The sequence below is a fragment of the Capnocytophaga sputigena genome, assembly GCF_002302495.1.
GTDB lineage: Bacteria > Bacteroidota > Bacteroidia > Flavobacteriales > Flavobacteriaceae > Capnocytophaga > Capnocytophaga sputigena.
On record NZ_CP022379.1, the window covers coordinates 1,413,098 to 1,431,218 of the forward strand.

16 protein-coding genes are annotated in these 18,121 nt (G+C 38.7%); 15 read left to right on the top strand and 1 reads right to left on the bottom strand.

Translation table 11 applies throughout. The annotated features are described in order from the left end of the window. The first annotated feature begins 90 nt into the window (after positions 1 to 90). The 13 genes from CGC57_RS06135 (at position 91) to CGC57_RS06195 (ending at position 11,555) form a co-directional block, all read left to right on the top strand. Complete coding sequence (locus CGC57_RS06135) at positions 91 to 672, top strand: outer membrane beta-barrel protein (RefSeq protein WP_095898402.1); 582 nt, start codon at positions 91 to 93, stop codon at positions 670 to 672. A 307-nt stretch (positions 673 to 979) separates the two neighbouring features. After that, entirely contained in the window at positions 980 to 1,711 is a 732-nt protein-coding gene (locus CGC57_RS06140; RefSeq protein WP_095898403.1) for a tRNA threonylcarbamoyladenosine dehydratase, read from the top strand. Between the two features lie 137 nt (positions 1,712 to 1,848). Continuing rightward, a complete protein-coding gene (locus CGC57_RS06145; RefSeq protein WP_095898404.1) occupies positions 1,849 to 2,484 on the top strand; it encodes a peroxiredoxin in 636 nt (211 codons plus the stop codon). 68 nt (positions 2,485 to 2,552) lie between these two features. Further along, positions 2,553 to 2,864 carry a thioredoxin family protein gene (locus tag CGC57_RS06150; protein WP_095898405.1) on the top strand — a complete coding sequence of 104 codons (312 nt, stop codon included), beginning with the start codon at positions 2,553 to 2,555 and terminating at the stop codon, positions 2,862 to 2,864. Continuing rightward, positions 2,845 to 3,102 carry a DUF6952 family protein gene (locus tag CGC57_RS06155; protein ID WP_088593360.1) on the top strand — a complete coding sequence of 86 codons (258 nt, stop codon included), beginning with the start codon at positions 2,845 to 2,847 and terminating at the stop codon, positions 3,100 to 3,102. Before CGC57_RS06150 ends, CGC57_RS06155 begins: the two co-directional genes overlap by 20 nt. 414 nt (positions 3,103 to 3,516) lie before the next feature. Further along, positions 3,517 to 4,212, top strand: coding sequence for a porin family protein (locus CGC57_RS06160; protein ID WP_095898406.1), 696 nt, complete (start codon positions 3,517 to 3,519; stop codon positions 4,210 to 4,212). Between the two features lie 218 nt (positions 4,213 to 4,430). Further along, the gene (locus tag CGC57_RS06165; RefSeq protein ID WP_095898407.1) at positions 4,431 to 5,348 is read left to right on the top strand and encodes a hypothetical protein; all 918 of its coding nucleotides are present in this window, start codon (positions 4,431 to 4,433) and stop codon (positions 5,346 to 5,348) included. A gap of 20 nt (positions 5,349 to 5,368) precedes the next feature. Beyond that, positions 5,369 to 5,836 carry a lipocalin-like domain-containing protein gene (locus CGC57_RS06170; RefSeq protein WP_095898408.1) on the top strand — a complete coding sequence of 156 codons (468 nt, stop codon included), beginning with the start codon at positions 5,369 to 5,371 and terminating at the stop codon, positions 5,834 to 5,836. A 380-nt stretch (positions 5,837 to 6,216) separates the two neighbouring features. Next, positions 6,217 to 7,254 (top strand): inorganic phosphate transporter, encoded by a 1,038-nt coding sequence (locus tag CGC57_RS06175; protein ID WP_095898409.1) that lies wholly within the window; start codon positions 6,217 to 6,219, stop codon positions 7,252 to 7,254. Between the two features lie 219 nt (positions 7,255 to 7,473). Continuing rightward, positions 7,474 to 9,123 carry a gliding motility lipoprotein GldJ gene (gene gldJ, locus CGC57_RS06180; RefSeq protein WP_502692924.1) on the top strand — a complete coding sequence of 550 codons (1,650 nt, stop codon included), beginning with the start codon at positions 7,474 to 7,476 and terminating at the stop codon, positions 9,121 to 9,123. Positions 9,124 to 9,336: 213 nt separating this feature from the next. Then, positions 9,337 to 9,669: a type II toxin-antitoxin system RelE/ParE family toxin gene (locus tag CGC57_RS06185; protein ID WP_095898411.1), complete on the top strand. Its 333-nt coding sequence runs from the start codon at positions 9,337 to 9,339 to the stop codon at positions 9,667 to 9,669. 12 nt (positions 9,670 to 9,681) lie between these two features. Next, positions 9,682 to 10,218: a HigA family addiction module antitoxin gene (locus CGC57_RS06190; RefSeq protein ID WP_095898412.1), complete on the top strand. Its 537-nt coding sequence runs from the start codon at positions 9,682 to 9,684 to the stop codon at positions 10,216 to 10,218. Beyond that, on the top strand, positions 10,215 to 11,555 hold the full coding sequence (locus CGC57_RS06195) for a UDP-N-acetylmuramoyl-tripeptide--D-alanyl-D-alanine ligase (protein ID WP_095898413.1): 1,341 nt from the start codon (positions 10,215 to 10,217) through the stop codon (positions 11,553 to 11,555). The genes CGC57_RS06190 and CGC57_RS06195 overlap by 4 nt, the downstream gene beginning before the upstream one ends. A 103-nt stretch (positions 11,556 to 11,658) precedes the next feature. Here the strand turns inward: CGC57_RS06195 and CGC57_RS06200 are convergent, their stop codons facing one another. After that, a complete protein-coding gene (locus CGC57_RS06200) occupies positions 11,659 to 12,759 on the bottom strand; it encodes a FlxJ family methyltransferase (protein WP_095898414.1) in 1,101 nt (366 codons plus the stop codon). A gap of 311 nt (positions 12,760 to 13,070) precedes the next feature. Here CGC57_RS06200 and CGC57_RS06205 point away from each other — a divergent pair, with 311 nt between their 5' ends. After that, a complete protein-coding gene (locus CGC57_RS06205; protein WP_095898415.1) occupies positions 13,071 to 15,395 on the top strand; it encodes an outer membrane beta-barrel family protein in 2,325 nt (774 codons plus the stop codon). Between the two features lie 351 nt (positions 15,396 to 15,746). Further along, positions 15,747 to 18,086, top strand: coding sequence for an outer membrane beta-barrel family protein (locus tag CGC57_RS06210; RefSeq protein ID WP_095898416.1), 2,340 nt, complete (start codon positions 15,747 to 15,749; stop codon positions 18,084 to 18,086). Positions 18,087 to 18,121: the final 35 nt, after the last annotated feature.

The following is an 18,121-nucleotide window of genomic DNA, read 5'->3' on the forward strand; positions in this document are numbered from 1 at the left end:
AAAAGAAAAAACCAACTTTTTCGTAATTCATAGCTTGTAATTCGTAATTATTTCATATCTTTGCCTTTATAAACATTAAAATTGAACTGTATGAAAAAAATTTTATTGATGGTAGCCATAGCTTTTTCAGCCGCTACCTACGCACAAACTGAAAAAGGAAACTGGATGGTAGGTTCTGATTTATCTTTCTCTTATGAATCTGCAAAATTAACAAGCTCTGAAAAACGTAATAACATTACTGTTGAAAGAGAAAGTACTACCAATACTTTCAAGTTTATTCCCAATGTAAACTATTTCGTGATCAACAACTTGGCTGTAGGTCTTGGTTTAGAATACCGACACGAAAAAACAAAAGGAGCTTCAGATGCTACCAACTCTTTTGCTATAGCTCCTAATGCTCATTATTACTTCCCTATTGGAGGTAAATTAGCCCCTTTTGTAGGTGCTAAAGTTGGATACGCTTGGCAGTCAGAAGGAAGCAGTGACAGCCAAAAATCAAGAGGTTTTCTCTTTGGATTAAAAGGTGGTATCGCTTACTTTGTAAACGAAGGTGCTGCTCTTACAGGTTATGTAGGTTATGACCAAATGAACCTTAAAGAAAAAGTAAACACTAACAATTCCGAAAAATATGGTAAATTCGGTGTTGGTATCGGTGTTGCCCTATTCTTCTAAGTAAAAACCATAAGGCTATCCGAAAAGTCTAAAATTCGATTTTACATCACTACACTTTGCCAAAGTTTCCTGCCCGTGCGGCTCGCGACTTTGGCAAAGTTGATTATTCTGATAATCAATCGCTTTTAGGGTATACTATGTACGGGTGTTTTGCAAACACCCCCCAATAAAACTTTTCGGACAGTTTTATTAAGTAGCAAAATATTTTTGCACTTCACAATATTATTCCTACCTTTGCCCCGTAGAAAAATTGATACTATAAAATTGAGTACAAGCCTCTTCCATACCGAAGAGGCTTTTTTAAAATATGAACAATCACTGGTTAGAACGTACTGAACTATTAATCAAACAGCAAGGCATCAACACCTTGCAAAAAGCACATATCCTCATTGTAGGCTTAGGAGGCGTTGGCTCTTTTGCCGCCGAATTTATAGCCCGCGCAGGCGTAGGTTCCCTCACCATTGTCGATGGCGATTGCGTTTCTCTATCTAATATTAACCGACAGCTGCCTGCCCTTCAGTCCACCGTAGGCAAAAACAAAACTGAGGTAATGGCTGCCCGCCTTTTAGACATCAACCCCCAACTCAACCTTACTGTACTACACGAATTCCTCACCCCCGAACGCGCTACCGAGATCGTAACCCCTCAGTTCGATTATGTAATCGATTGTATCGATAGCATCACTCCCAAGCTCAACCTCATCCTCTCAGCCAAACGCCAACGCGTGCGTTTAGTAAGCTGTATGGGAGCAGGAGGAGCCACCGATGTATCCCAAATAAAAGTAGCCGACCTAATGAAAACCTATAACTGCCCATTGGCTAAATTTATACGCAAACGCCTGAAAAACGAGCGCATCGATTCGGGTATCAAAGCTGTATTCTCTTCCGAAATCGTTTCTAAAGACACTATGCAGCGCACCGAAGGTCTCGACTACAAAAAGTCATTCTACGGCACCATCAGCTTTATGCCCGCCGCTTTTGGCTTACACGCCGCCGCCACCGCCATCAACTATCTATTAAAAAGACCCGCAACCCCCTGACACCTGACACCTGTCCCCTGACCCCTATAACTAATCCCTATCTCTTCATAAAATCTTTCAATTAGAAAACTATTTACAATCTTCAAAAACATCCTACTTTTGCACCCGTAAAACAGAACATAAAAAAACAAGATAATATGTCATTTGTAGGAAAACAATTCCCCAATATTGAGGTAAACGCAATGAGCGACCTCGGCGATACATTCAAAATCAACGTGCTTTCTGAAGCCGTAAATAGTAAAAAGAAAGTACTTCTTTTCTGGTATCCAAAAGATTTTACTTTCGTATGCCCTACCGAGCTCCACGCTTTCCAAGAAGCCTTAGCCGAGTTCGAAAAACGCAACGTAAAAGTAATAGGTGCCTCTTGCGACACTGCCGAAGTACACTTCGCGTGGCTCAACACTCCTAAAAACAACGGTGGTATTGAAGGCGTTACTTACCCTATCCTTGCCGATAGCAACCGTAACCTCGCTCGCACTTTAGGTATCCTCGACTCTCGTGAAATCTACGACGAAACTGCCGATGCTTACCTCCTCGAAGGTGACGATGTAACTTTCCGTGCTACTTACCTTATCGACGAAACTGGTAAAGTATTCCACGAAAGTATCAACGATATGCCTTTAGGTCGTAACGTAAAAGAATACTTGCGCCTTGTAGATGCTTACACTCACGTACAACAACACGGCGAAGTTTGCCCAGCCAACTGGGAAGAAGGTAAAGACGCTATGAATGCCGACCGTAAAGGCGTAGCAAGCTATTTAGCTTCTCACTAAAAAACTGAAAAACTTGATCATTGTAAATATGCATTGACTAAAAAACTCAACACTATTTTTTTATCACTATGACAGAACTTACCCAAGATAATTTGCAAGAAATCATAGCCGCTAATCCCCTCGTATTCGTACAATTCGGCGCAGGGTGGTGCGGTAACTGCAAAATCATAAAACCCAAATTCAAAAAGTATGCAACCGAAAACCCTAATGCTACTTTTGTATATGTAGATGCTGAGGCTTTCCCCGAGTCACGCAAACTCGCCAAAGTGGATAACTTGCCTACATTTGCCGCTTTCAAAAACGGTAATTTGCAAAAACAATTGCAAACTAACAAAGCCGAACTCCTAAAAGAATTTATAGATGAGATTACCGGTAATTAAACATATCGTTCAGTTTATCGAGAACAACGACCAAGATTACGTGAATGAGACCATCGAAACACTCGAAAATCTCATAGAATGCGAACAACTCAAAGATGAGGAGTTAGACGTAATCGGCGAATTGCTCTCCAATTTCTACGGAGCTATCGAAGTAGATGAACTCATCAAACAAGGTACTCCACAAAAAGAAGCCCTCAACACCTTTATGAAGCGTGTAGTAGGCTCTATCGACAAGTAAAATTATTATTATTTCTTTCACTAACTAAAAACGAAAAAGCCGTTCAGAGGGGTCTGAACGGCTTTTTTAATTCCCCAATCCTCTAACCCTCTCAATTTACTAACCCTCTCAATTTACTAACCCTCTCAATTTACTAACCCTCTCAATTTACTGACCCTTTCAAATTACTGACCCTTTCAAATTACTGACCCTTTCAAATTACTGACCCTTTCAAATTACTGACCCTTTCAAATTACTAATCACCTAATTACCAATTATTTAACCCCCTAACCCCCACCCTCTTACCTCTTACCTCTTATTTCTTACCTAAAAAAAACTTTTGCACATCTCAAATATTTGTCGTAATCTTGCCCCCGAAATAAACAATACACAACTAACGATCAAATAGTAATAACCAAATAAATATAAAAACAAATGAAAAAAATTTTTATCATTGCAGCAATGGCTGTAGCGGGAATGACCACCGCCAACGCCCAAGAATTCAAAGTAGGAGCTAAAGCAGGCTTCTTAATGTCTAATGTTTCTATAGATGATTATTCATTTACAGATGAAGGAAAAACAACTATTGCCAAAAGTAATACCTCTTTCAAACCTGGTTTTCACTTTGGAGCTTTCATTGAATATGGCTTCAACGAAAAATTGTGGGTAGAAGCTGGAGTAGACTATGCTTTCCAAGGAGCTAAAGCCAAATCGTCTGAACTTATCAAAAAAGATAATAATGGAAATGTTCTTTCAAAAACAAAAAAAGATGTTAAAAATGCAAAATTCAATACTCAGCAACTCAATATCCCTCTTTGGGTAAAATATGACATCAATGGGTTTCGTCCTAAAGTGGGGATAAACTTAGGATTCCTAACTAAAATAGAAACAAAAGGAGAAAACAATGAACAAAAAACAGTTACAGAATCGTTTACTCCTGATAAAAAATTTGATTTCGGTTTAGGTATAGGTGCTGAGTACAACTTACCTATGGGACTCTTCTTTGATGCTACCTTCAATTTAGGTCTTACCAAACTGTCCAATAAAGAAAAAAATAATGACGGAACATATAGTGAAGGTGGTAAATTCAAAAACCGTGTCATCCAAATTGGTGTAGGTTACAAATTCTAAAACTAAATCACACAAGTAATAATTACAAAAAGCTGTCTAAACCCATAGGCAGCTTTTTCTGTACCCTCCCCCCCTCCCTCCGAGCCCCTCCCTGTTTCTCCCAGTTTCTCCGAGCCACTCCTAGTTTCTCCAAGATCCTCCCCCCTCATCACAACATCACCATCAATTAACAATTATTTTGTATCTTTGCCCCAAAATCAAATAAACACCCATTCAATATGAAAAAATTTTTAATAGCTTTAGCAGCAGTAATTACTCTTGTCGCTTGCAAAAAAAACGATGATAATAGCAATACCCATAGCGGTAACTTCCTTACAAAAGTTACTGTAAAAACAAATGAGGGTAGTAGGGTAAGCACCTATACCATTGTAAATGGCAAACTAACTAGCAGTACACACCAAGAGTACAACAACAAAGGAATTGCCCAAAACGCTCCCGAAATAAACACCTATAGTTACGAAAATGGTCGCATCATAAAATGGGAAAGAACAAGAGATAACAAAAAAGATTTTATTGCTACTTTTGAGTATGACCAGAAAGGAAACCTTATAAAAGATAACTCTGACTTCCTTAATGAACAATATCCCTTGTCTCGTTATGTAAATACTCAATATTTTTATGAAGGCAGCCGCCTTGTAAAAGAAATTGAAAAATTTACGGCAATTAATGGTACTCAAACAGATACCCACTGCAACGAAATTACTTACAGTTACATCAATAATGGCAATACAGTGGTACAACAGATAAAAAATTACAAATTAGACACTGCTGGTAATATCATTACCAATACCATTAGTAGTGGAAGTACCGCTACCTACACACTTTCAGGAGGTAGTGTAGTGAAAATAGATAATAGTGGTGCTGAATTACAAGAAATTACCTATGACAACAAACACAATCCTTACCTTTCTCACAACATAGCTGTTTTAGAACCCACAAGTGTCTTTGCAAGCTACTCTGATGCTAAAAATAACCCAACCCAAATTATTCTTACTAACAGCAGTGGAAAAACAACTACTCGTTATGAATATGAGTACAATGCACAGAACTTCCCCATCAGTGTAAAAGCATACGTAAAAGAGAACGATAACTCTGAAAAATTAGTTTCTGAAACACAATTAGAATACGGTTCGTAACATATAAACACTCATTCAATATGAAAAAAATTTTAATAACTTTAGTAGCCATTACAAGCCTTATCGCTTGCAAAAGCAAAGACGACAACGATACCCCTAACCAACTTATAGGCGGTTGGAAATTAGAATCTATCACTGATAATGATCAGCCCAAACCTCTTACTGAATGTGACAAAAATGTGATTATCTATTCAGCTACCGAAACCGAAGAAATATTTTTCAAAGAAGATAGCAATGGTAACTGTGTTTATAACAAGGACACCAGTATCGAAAAACGTCCCTACAGAGTACGTGGTAATATCGTTATTGCTACAAACCCCGCTATCCAACAAGATTACCCAGCAGAGTTTGCTATTGAGGGTAGTAAAGTCACTTTCAAAGTAAAGGTTACAACCCAGTCTCGTAAAACAAATAGAGTTTTAGTATTTCGCAAACTCTCCCCACAAGAACTCACCGAAATAGAAAAATTAAAAAATCTAAAACCTTAGGCAGCTTTTTCTATAACAAACCCCTCCTAAGATTTTCCAAGATTCTCAGAAATTCTCCGAGATTTTCTAAAATTCTAAATACACACAACTCACTAATTATCAACATATAACAATCAATACCGGTGTTAAATTTTTGTTAAACCATCAAATTGTTTTGGTATTTCAAAAAAACGCCGTACCTTTGCACCGCAATGAGGGTGGTAGCTCATTGTAAAACTTCAAATAATAGTTTTCATAATTTAAAGTTTTGGTTGGTTAATGGAAAAGTCCGATAGCAATATCGGGCTTTTTTCTTTTTATGAACCGTTAATTGATAATTCTTAATTGTTAATTGATAATTATTTTGTACTTTTGCCACGAATATACAATATAAAAGCAAAATGACGCCTATTTATAACCAGTTACTCATCCCTTTCCTCACCGCAATGGTTGTAGCAATTACTATGGGAGGTAGTGGCACCGCCCCTGCTTTCTCAGCCAGCTATGGTGCTAATGTGATGAGAAAATCCCTTATCCCAGGTCTCTTTGGGATTATGGTCTTTGTAGGCGCATTTCTAGCTGGTAAAAAAACAGCTAGCACTATGGGTAGCGGTATATTACCGTCAGAGTATATGGATTTTACAGTCGTTTCTATTGCGCTGTTTTCCATAGCTGTAACTATGCTCATTTCCAATATATCAGGTATTCCTCAATCCACCAGCCAAGCTGCCGTACTCGCATTAGCAGCCCCAGCGCTCTATTTCAATAAATTAGACACCCATAACCTCTTTGTCGAAATTATCCCCGCTTGGTTTATTCTGCCCATCATTTCCTATTTCCTCAGTTTCTTCGCCGGAAAATACATCTACCAACCTATGCGCCGGCGCGGGCTCACTATCCAGCGTGCACAAAATGAGAATAAACGCCATATATGGGAAGTTGTATTAGTGATAATGGCGCTCTACGTATCGTTTGCCATTGGTTCTAACAACGTTGCCAACGCTGCAGGTCCCCTCTATACAATGACCATCAACGAATTGCACATTCGTGAAAGTGACCATATCGTCATCTTAATGCTCGCCACCTTAGTAGTAGCCCCCTGTTTCGGGATTGGCGCTTCCCTCTTTGGGCATAAAATACTCAAAAACACTGGTAAGGAAATCATCCTCTTTGGCAAGTTTGAAGCCGTGATTATCGCCTTTATTTCGGGCAGTTTGTTACTACTCGCCTCAGTAGTAAAAGGTATCCCCACCTCCTTAGTACAAGTAAATGTAGCAGCTATTTTAGGTATAGGCGTCGCCAAAATGGGACACAAAAACATATTTCGCAAAACCCAAGTCAAGCGATTTTTCACAATGTGGATGATTGCTCCTGTTATATCTTTTTTACTCTCCCTACTGTTGATTTTTTTAGCAGATAAAGCCAATTTGCTCCAATAAAATACTTAAAGAATTGTTAAAAAACACGCTAAAACCTTTGTAAATGAGCAAAATGTAACCAAGTGGAAAAGATATACAAATAATTATAAATCAGCAATATAACAAAGAGCAAAAAATATTTTAATATTAATATAGCGTTAAAATGCTAAAACAAGTATACTATTTTGAAAAAAAGTAGTATCTTGCGCCCGAATTTTTATGCTAACAAGTGTTTTTACTATGAAAAGAAGTTTATTAAGAATCCCTATTTGCATAGCTCTTACAGGCTTATTGCTCACTAGCTGTGGAGGCAAAAAGTCTGATAGAAATGTATCAAGTGCAACAGGATGGAGAATCAACGCTAAAGAAGGCGGATTCCAATACAACACCGATTTCAAAGATCAAGAAACCGGTCCTGGACTTGTGCTTATTGAAGGTGGTACCTTTACTATGGGGCAAGTGCAAGATAACGTGATGCACGATTGGAACAACACTCCTACTCAGCAACACGTACAATCCTTCTATATGGATGAAACTGAGGTAACCAACAAAATGTATATGGAGTACCTCGATTGGCTCAAACGTGTCTTCCCTCCCGATCAAGAGCAATACCGCAATATATATATAGGTGCTCTCCCTGATACTTTAGTGTGGAGAGGTCCTTTGAGCGCTAACGAAGCTATGGTGAACAACTACTTGCGTCACCCTGCTTATGCCGAGTATCCCGTAGTTGGGGTAAACTGGGTTCAAGCTGTACAATTCAGCTCTTGGCGTACCGACCGCGTGAATGAGGCTATCCTCGAACGCGATGGTTACCTCGCTCGTGATGCCCGTTACCAAGTTGACGCGCAAAGTACTTTCAGTACCGATACTTACCTCAACGCTCCTACCCAAACTTACGGCGGTAAAATCGCTGGCGAAATGGGTGGTAAAAATACCAATAAAGAAGGTGAACCTAGCTACGCTAAACAAACTAGCGGAGTATTGTTGCCTGAGTACCGCCTACCTACCGAAGTAGAATGGGAATACGCTGCTAAATCACTCAATGGTATCCGCGAATACAACTCTTTACAAGGTAGAAAAAAATACCCTTGGGATAGCCAATACACTCGCTCTACTAAACGTAGCACTCGTGGTGAACTCTTGGCTAACTTCAAACAAGGTAAAGGTGACTACGGCGGATTAGCTGGTTGGTCAGATGACAAAGGTGATATCACCGTTGCTGTAAAAACTTACCCACCTAACGACTTCGGTTTGTATGATATGGCTGGTAACGTTGCAGAATGGGTAGCCGACGTATATCGTCCTATCATAGACGATGAAAAATCCGACTTCAACTACCATCGTGGTAACGTGTATATGAAACACGCTATCGGCGAAGATGGCAAACAAATCGTAGTAACTCCTGAAGCTGTGAAATACGATACCTTGCCTAATAGAAGAGTAATCGCTCGCAACCTCCCTGGTAACTTGGCTACTGTGCCAATCGATTCTAACGAAACTTACTTGCGTTATAACTTTACTCACGCCGATAACCGCAGTTACAACGATGGTGAAAAATCATCTACACGTAATTTCCGTAACCAAAATGAACTCCTAGCTCCAGGCGCCGAATATACAAACTCTATGTACAACGCCCCTCGTTTTAAAAAACCAGGTACAGAGCTTAATGGTAAAGACTACGACACTTCTAATGACCGTACATCTCTTATAGATGATGAAGTTCGTGTGTATAAAGGAGGTTCTTGGAGAGACCGCGCTTACTGGATTGACCCAGCACAACGCCGTTATCTCCCTCAATACATCGCTACCGATTACATCGGATTCCGTAATGCAATGAGCCGTGTAGGTTCTAAATCTAAAAAGGATCACCGTACTCCTAAAGGATAAATTTTTAAAACTAATATAGAAAAAGTGCTGTAAATAGTAATGTTTGCAGCACTTTTTCTATTATACCTTTCTATATAATATCTACAAAGTCATATTGCTGTTACTACACTTTGCCAAAATTTTCTACCACGTAGCTCGTATAAAAATATTCACTAAAAAGTGAACTTATAATAAAATATTTTGTACTTTTGCAGCAGAAAAACACAATCAATTATGATAATAGAATTTGAAGAAGAATGTTTAAGAGAGTTATATGAAGAAGGAAAAACAAAACATAAAAAGTATAAAAACCTACCAAAGGATATAGTGCAACGTTTTGTAAAAACTATTCAAAAACTGAAAATAGCTGATAGAATAGAAGACTTATTTCTGTATAATAGTCTTAACTATGAAAAATTGAAAGGAGATAAAAAAGGTATAGAATCTATTAGAGTAAACAATAAATACCGGATAGAATTCATTTCCTCTATAGAAGAAACCGACGAAACTCCGCCTACTATTATAACAATATGTTCTATAATAGAACTCAATAACCATTATTCTTAAAAAATAGAAATTATGAAGCCAAATAATAACAACTTAATACCTTTTAAAGCCATTCATCCAGGTGAAATCATAAAAGATGAGCTTGAGGCAATAGATATGACTCAAAAAGAATTAGCTATTCTTTTAGGAGTTAAATCATCGTATATCAATGAAATTATAAAAGGAAAGAGAAATATAACTGCCGAAATAGCTGTACTATTAGAGAATGTATTCAAAATCCCTGCAATGCATTGGATGAGTTATCAATCTCAATATGATATCGACCTACAAAGAATAAAAGAGCGAAATATAAAGCGCGCTAGCTTAATCCCTTTATGGGGAGTAGTAAAACAATATGTCTCTGTAAAATCTCTTCAAAAATTAGGATATTTAAAAGATGATTTAGAGTATAACTACAACACTATCAAAGAAATATTTGGAGTAAATAGTGTAGATGAACTCGTCTCTTTCTTTACTAAAAAAAGACAGTCATTAGACGAACTCAATGAAGAAGAAAAAAATACAATCACTTGGGATGCCTTAGTCGCATATAATGCAAATAGAAAATGAAAAATCTTTACCAAAAATTCCTCGCCTCTACAGGCGTCTCTACCGATACCCGCAATATTGCCAAAGGTAGTATTTATTTCGCACTAAAAGGGGCTTCGTTCAACGGAAATACCTTTGCTGCCGAAGCCCTCGAAAAAGGAGCTCAATATGCCGTAATTGATGAGGCTGCTTATCAAACTTCTGATAAAATGATCTTGGTTAGCGATGTACTCACTACCCTGCAAGAACTCGCTACCTATCATCGCAACACACTCAAAACTCTCGTGATAGGCATCACTGGTAGCAATGGTAAAACCACTACCAAAGAACTCATCAAATCTGTTTTATCACAGCAGCTGAACGTAGTAGCCACTCAAGGCAACCTCAACAACAATATAGGAGTACCACTCACCCTGCTCTCTATCAAACCCGAAACCGATATCGCTATTGTAGAAATGGGTGCCAATCACCCTGGCGAAATCGCTTTCCTTTGCAATATCGCTCAACCCGATTACGGCTATATCACCAGCATAGGCAAAGCTCATTTAGAGGGCTTTGGCTCTTTTGAGGGCGTTATACAAACCAAAGGCGAACTCTACGACTACCTGAAAGCGCACCAAAAAACTATCATCGCTAATGCCGATAACCCTATTACCGAAGCCCTCTTAGCCGATTATCACAACGAGTATAGTTTCGGGGTAGGTAAAGGGGTGAATGTAGCCGTACAGTGTTTGGGTACTCAGCCCGTAACCATACAATTTGAAGATGCCTCTACACAAACTACCGAAGAAGGAGAAAGAGTTGTAATAGAAGGATTTACCGATACCCCTACCGTAGCAACTTCACATTTAGTAGGTAGCTACAATTTTACCAATATAGCCGCTGCAGTAGCTTTCGGCAAATTTTTCAAACTCTCTAACGAAGCTATAAAAAGAGGTATTGAAGCCTATATCCCGCAGAATAACCGCAGTCAGTTGATGCAATGGGGCAGCAATACCGTATTGCTCGATGCTTATAATGCTAACCCCAGCAGTATGGCGGCAGCTATCGACAACCTGCTTACAATGAGTGACGAGAAGAAGAAAGTACTCATTTTAGGCGATATGTTTGAATTAGGGAACTACGCTGGAGAAGAACATCAGCGTATAGTGGATAAACTAAAAAATTATGAGTGGGAAGGTGTATATTTGGTAGGGAGCAACTTTGCTAAAACCCAAAGCCCTTATCCGCAATACGAAACTTTCGAGGCTTTTAAAGAGGTCTTCCCTACCCTATTGTTCAATAATTGTCTACTTCTTATCAAAGGCTCACGCGGTATGGCGCTCGAACGCTTAATTCAGGTAACAAGTAACAAATAATAAGTTATAACACTTTGTCAAAGTCCATAATAAAAACCTCCCCGTGCAATTTGAACTGTACGGGGAGGTTTTTTGTATCGCATTATTCACTCTTCACTTTTCACTATTCACTTTTTTTCTTCACTTGAAAAAGTGTGTGGCTATTGCCGCTGCCTAAGTTATCATAGATAGCACTTACTTCCAATCCGGCGCGCTCCACACAGCGTATCATATCACCAGAGTAGTACATCTTGCTGTTGCCGTTTGCCATTGCGGTAAAATAAACGCTTATTTGGGTGAGGCAATACGCCCCTGTTTCGTGTTGTTGTCTATCCCAGTAGGCTTCGAGTATATAAAGCGAGGTATGTTCATCCATTGCAGCTGCAGCACGATTGAGAATGTTCGTTACTTCATCTTCAGAAAAACAATCTAAAAACTGACTCATCCATATTGCATCAAATCCTTTAGGGAAAGGCACCGAGGCGTCTAAGAGGTTTGCAGGATGTCCCGCAATGCGTTCAGCACCTGCTTTACCAGCGGTATTGGCTTTCATCAACCCTAATTGTTGTGGCAAATCCATAATGGTTACCTGCACATCGGGGTTGTACTCCACTGTTCTCAAGGCAAATCTACCGGTATTGCCGCCCACATCGAGCAGGGTTTTCACAGGTTGTTTGAAAACGATGTTCAAAGCATCATCAAACGAATAATCAGAATAATAATGATCGAAGGCGAACCATTTTTCTTGGGCTTTAGGGGGCAGTTGTGAAAGCCCCTCGTAGATAGTAGACCAAGAGCCAAATACTTTTAATCCTGAAGGTTTGCCCTCGGTAAGAGCCTCTTCGAGGTGGAATAAGCCTTCGTAGCACACCTCTTGTATAAACTCCATATTCACGCGTGTTGTTTTGTCGCGTAACAAAAACCAACCTGCTTTGGTGATAGAAAATCGATCGTCGTTACTCACAATTACGGTACCTATAGAGAGCGATGCCTCCAAAAGTATTTTCACCGCGTAGTCGCTCAGTTTTGTTTGAGCGGCAACTTCCGCCATAGTGAGACCATCAGGAGCGTTGCATAACGCTTCCAAAACGCCAAATTTTACCATTAGTTGGGAGATTTGAAAAACAACAGGTCCAAAAGCTATTTCTTGAGCCAAACGCTGAGCCTCAAGGGCTGTTTTCTGTTCTTTAGTGTATTGTTTCTCTAATGCAGGAGTTAAATTCATAAAAGGGTAATGTGTTAATCAGAATCAAGTGGCAAAGATATAAAATAATTACGAATTACGAAGTACGAATGACGAAATATATAATAATGACGAATGACGAATGACGAGAGACGAGGGGCAAATGACGAATGACGAATGACGAGAGACGAATTACGAAGGACGAATGACGAGAGACGAGGGACGAGGGACGAGGGACGAGGAATAAATGATTAAAAGGTTTTTATTTTAAAAAGTTTTAAATTTGTTTGTATTTATAAAAAACTATATTTATATTTGCGGCGTAATTAACAATCAATTATCAAACTCAAAGTATGAAACGAATACTATTTTTAGTAATGGTACTCCTTCCTCTTGCCATTACTCACGCACAAAGCGCCTATAAAGGTACTTTACTAAACGAAAAAGGAGAACCTATCTTTGGTGCTAATGTTATCCAACTCACTCTCCCCGATTCTACAATGGTAAAAGGAGCCATTAGCGATAACAAAGGTCATTTTGAATTGCCCGACAACGCCCAAGGTAATCCTTCAGTGATTAAAATCACCCATTTGGAGTACAAGGAAAAAGTCCTTACCCCTTCTTCTAACGATTTAGGAACCATTTCCCTACAAAAATCAGTAAATGAACTCGGTGAAGTAGTGGTTTCGGCTACTAAACCTTTTATGAAGCAGCAGGGAACACTCATTACTACCGATATTGCAGCTTCCACCCTTAAGAATTTTCCCCAAGTTTCAATGATTATTGACTTTCTGCCGGGAGTGAACAAATCGGCTTTTGGAGGAATAGAGGTTTTTGGTAAGAAAAATCCTATTATCTATATTAATAATAGGAAGTTGCGCAGCTATGTAGAATTGATGCAACTCTCCCCTCAAGAGGTAGAAAGCATTGATATAGAAACTCAACCTGGTGCTGAATACGACAACAGTGTGGGAGCTATTATCCGTATCAAACTTAAAAAGAAACAAGGTGATGGGCTCAGTGGTATTGTGGGAATACAATCTGATTTTAAGAACGGAATAAGAGCCCATATCGCAACAAGTCTGAATTATCGCGTACGTAATACCGACTTTTTCTTGATGCTTCAGCCAGAAACTAAAAATGAAATATGGAGTGAGAATTTCCAAGAATTGAATGTTAAAACTCAATCACAACAATGGCAAGTGAACAGCAAAAACACTCAAAAAGATAATAGTAAAAACTTGTTTAGTAAATTTGGGTTTAATCACGAGTTTAGTGATAAACATTTTATAGGTGCTAGTGCACAGATATACATTAACCCTATGTCTGGACATACTTTTGCCGACCAAGAAAACGAAACTTATCGAGGTGCTTCCCTCATTGGCAAAAACAAAAACCATTACGACCGCTTTAATCAAAACAAAAGTTTAACTACCAATATGTACTATGAAGGTAAGCTTTCTAACAAACTCAAATTGCAAACCGATCTTGATTATCAAGGAATGTGCTCCGACCACACTTCGGATATTTTAGAGAAAAACTTATTAACTCCTGCTGAACGCAATGTTAATACTCATTCGGAAGCTCAATCTAATTGGTGGGGACTCAAAACTACTTTTACTCAAAAAGTAGGTAAAAATGGAGGTCTCAGTTATGGTTTTGAAGGAAGTACACTTTCTCGCAATGAAGACTATCGCGACAATGTGCTCAGCACTTCTAAGGTAGAGAATAAAGAGCTGAAATCTGCTGTCTTCACCAGCTATGCTTTCCCTTGGAATAAAATCAACTTCAAAGCAGGATTGCGCTATGAGTATACTGATTTTGATTATTTTGAAAATGGACAAAAGCGCGAGGTGCAAAGTCGTAGTTATCGCAATGTATTACCTAATATCTCGGTGTCTTTCCCTTGGGATAAAACCCAATGGTCATTCAGTTATATCAAGCGTATTCGTCGTCCTGCTTTCTATGAACTCAGTGATTATTCAGCTTATAGCTCTTCATTTTTATACAATCGTGGTAACCCTAATATTGTACCTACTCTCACAGACGAGTTCAGTTGGCTCACTACCTACAAAGATTATTCGCTTTCAGCAGAATATTCTATAGCTAAAGATGGGATTTTTACCGATTACCAACTTTATGCCCTCAATCCAAATGTAGTAGAAAAAACTCTGCGCAATTTTGATACTTATCAAACCTTGAAATTAGTACTTTCAGCTCAACATACTATCTGGAAGAGGTGGCGTCCTAAAACCTCACTTACTTTCATCAAACAATTTGGAAATGGGGTGTTTGAAAATAATGACCCCGTATTGCTTGCAGGTATTGATAGTCAGATTTTATTCTCTCAAAAATGGATAGGTTTGCTCAATATGAAATACCATACTAAAGGTACTTTTGGCGGTAATGACTACAATTATAAACCCTCAGCATATTTTGATTTTATTATATTAGGAACTTTCCCTAAACAAAGCTTACAGCTCTATACTGGGGTTACTGATATTTTTAATAGTGCTAAAATTTTTGGGGAAACAAGAACCGCTTTAGTAACCAATAAAAATTATATAACCAACCCTAACGGTCGTACTTTTATTGTTGCTCTTGCTTATAGATTCAACTCTACTCAAAATAAATATAAGGGTCAAGGAGGTAATGAGGAAGAGAAAAACAGAATGTAATTATTTACTAAAGACTTTGCCAAAGGAGTAGATTGCGCCTTTAAAAAAGTTTATTACATTGATAATCATTCATTTTTAAAGTGTTGTTATATAAGGACATTTTGTAAACGTTCCATATTAAATTATTTGGACAAACTCTTTGAATAATAAATGATTTGTCATTTTAAAAAATATATTTGCCTTCAAAAATATTTTTTTAGTTCTTTTTCTTGTGATTTTTTACCTAAAATCATATATTATTATTTAAATAGTTTTTAAATTAATTTTAAAAAGTTTTAAATTTACTTGCGTTTATAAAAAACTATATTTATATTTGCGGCGCAATTAACAATCAATTATCAAACTCAAAGTATGAAACGAATACTATTTTTAGTAATGGCGCTTCTTCCTCTTGCTATTACTCACGCACAAAGCGCCTATAAAGGTACTTTAGTAAGCGAAAAAGGAGAACCTATCTTTGGTGCCAATGTTATCCAACTCACTCTCCCCGATTCTACAATGGTAAAAGGGGCTATCAGTGATGATAAAGGTCATTTTGAACTGCCCGACAATGCCCAAGGCAAGTCTTCAGTACTCAAAATTACCCATTTGGAGTACAAAGAAAAAGTTTTTATCCCTTCGTCTAACGATTTAGGAAACATTTCCCTACAAAAATCAGTAAATGAACTCGGTGAAGTAGTGGTTTCGGCTCATCGCCCTGTGATGAAACAACAAGGCACTGTAATTACTGCCGATGTAGCGGCTTCTTCATTAAAAAACATCCCTAAAGTAGACCTTTTGCTCTATTTCCTACCTGGGGTATCAATGTCGTATACCTCTTATGGCGTAGAAGTATTTGGCAAAGGAAAACCTTTGTTCTATATCAACAACAAGCGAGTGCGCGATATGAACGATGTATATCGCCTTTCCCCTAAGGAAATAGACCGCATTAGCTTGGAAACGCAACCGGGTGCTGAATACGACAACAGTGTGGGGGCGGTGATTCACATCTTCCTCAAAAAGAAACAAGGCGACGGGCTCAGTGGCGGTGTGAGTGTGGAAAGTCAGTTTAAAAAAGGACAAGAAGGCTTTGTGGATGCTCACTTAAACTACCGCTCAGGTAACACAGATGTTTTCTTCTCAACACGCGCCAATGTCAACCACAATATCAAACGCGAAAACGATCAAGAATTGAATGTGCATACCCAAGCCAACAATTGGCAAGTGCGCACCGATGAAATAGTGAAAGATAACACCCGAAATTTCTATGCTAAAACAGGTTTCTCTCACGAAATCAACGATAAACATTCATTGGGGGCAAGTGTGTGGATGACTACAAGTCCGCTATCGGGGCGTAATGTTACCGAGCAAAACACAGCTACTTACCGCAATGGAACTCTTACCCAACAAGGATTGAACACTTTCGACCGCCTCAACAAGGATACACGCCTCAATGCCAATGTGTATTACGATGGCAAACTCTCCGATAAACTCAAGTTGCAAACCGATGTGTTCTATACGGGCGCATTCTCTAATTATCGTTCTGATATTGTAGAGCGCAACCTCACCACACCTTCTCAGCGCAACCTCACCACACCTTCTCAGCGCAATATCAACACCCATTCGGATGCGCAATCACACTTGTGGACGATGAAAACCAATCTCACGCAGCGAGTAGGCAAAGGCTTGTTAGCTTATGGGGTGGAAGCCAGCACCCTATCACGCTACGACAATTATAAAGACAATATCAGTACTCCTACCGATATTGACAACAAGGAAACGCAATCGGCTGTTTTTGCGAGTTATTCGTTCCCTTGGCATAAAACCAAATGGAAAATAGGCGCACGCTATGAATATACTGATTTTGGTTATTTTGAAAACGATGTGAAGAGCAATGTTAAAAGCCGTAGTTACAAGCACTTGCTCCCTAATATTTCGGTAGCGTTTCCTTGGCATAAAACCGAATGGTCATTTAGCTATGCCAAAAAAATCACTCGCCCTGCCTTTTATGAACTTTCCGACCGTTTTACGTATGAAACCCCTTTTCTTTACAATCGCGGTAATACCGATTTGCAACCGCGCCTAAGCGATGATTTTTCACTCTTGCTTACTTATCAAATTGTCTCTCTATCAGTAGATTATTCATTGGTACACAATGGTTTTTTTGAAGATTACCAATTGTCGCGTACCCTGCCTAATGTAGTAGAGCGCTACATTCACAATTTTGGTGACTACCAAAGATTGAGATTAGAACTTTCGGCTTATTACCAAATAGGGCGTTGGGTACCCAAATTCAATTTGATGTACGGCAAACAGTTTGCTAATGGCGTTTTTGAGAACAACCAAGCCGATTTTGGAGCTGATTTGATGAACCAATTTAGCCTAAGTGATAATGCCAATCTCTTTTTGATGATGATGTATCGCAGTAAAGGAAGTAAGGATACTGTTTATGGCTACAAACCAATGTCGATGGTAGCTTTGATGTTTTCACATTCTTTCCTCAACAAATCATTGGAAGTATATGGAGGTGTAATGGATGCTTTCGACCAAATGAATGCTTATGATAGAGTGCAGAATCCTTATGTTACCAACAATAAACATTTTGATAACAATATGCGTTCATTTCGCATTGGGTTAGAGTACAATTTCAATGCTACTCAAAGCAAATACAAGGGTCAACAAGCCGATGGTGACCAGAAAAACAGAATGTAATTATTTACTACAGGTGCGAGCCGCACGGGCAAAAG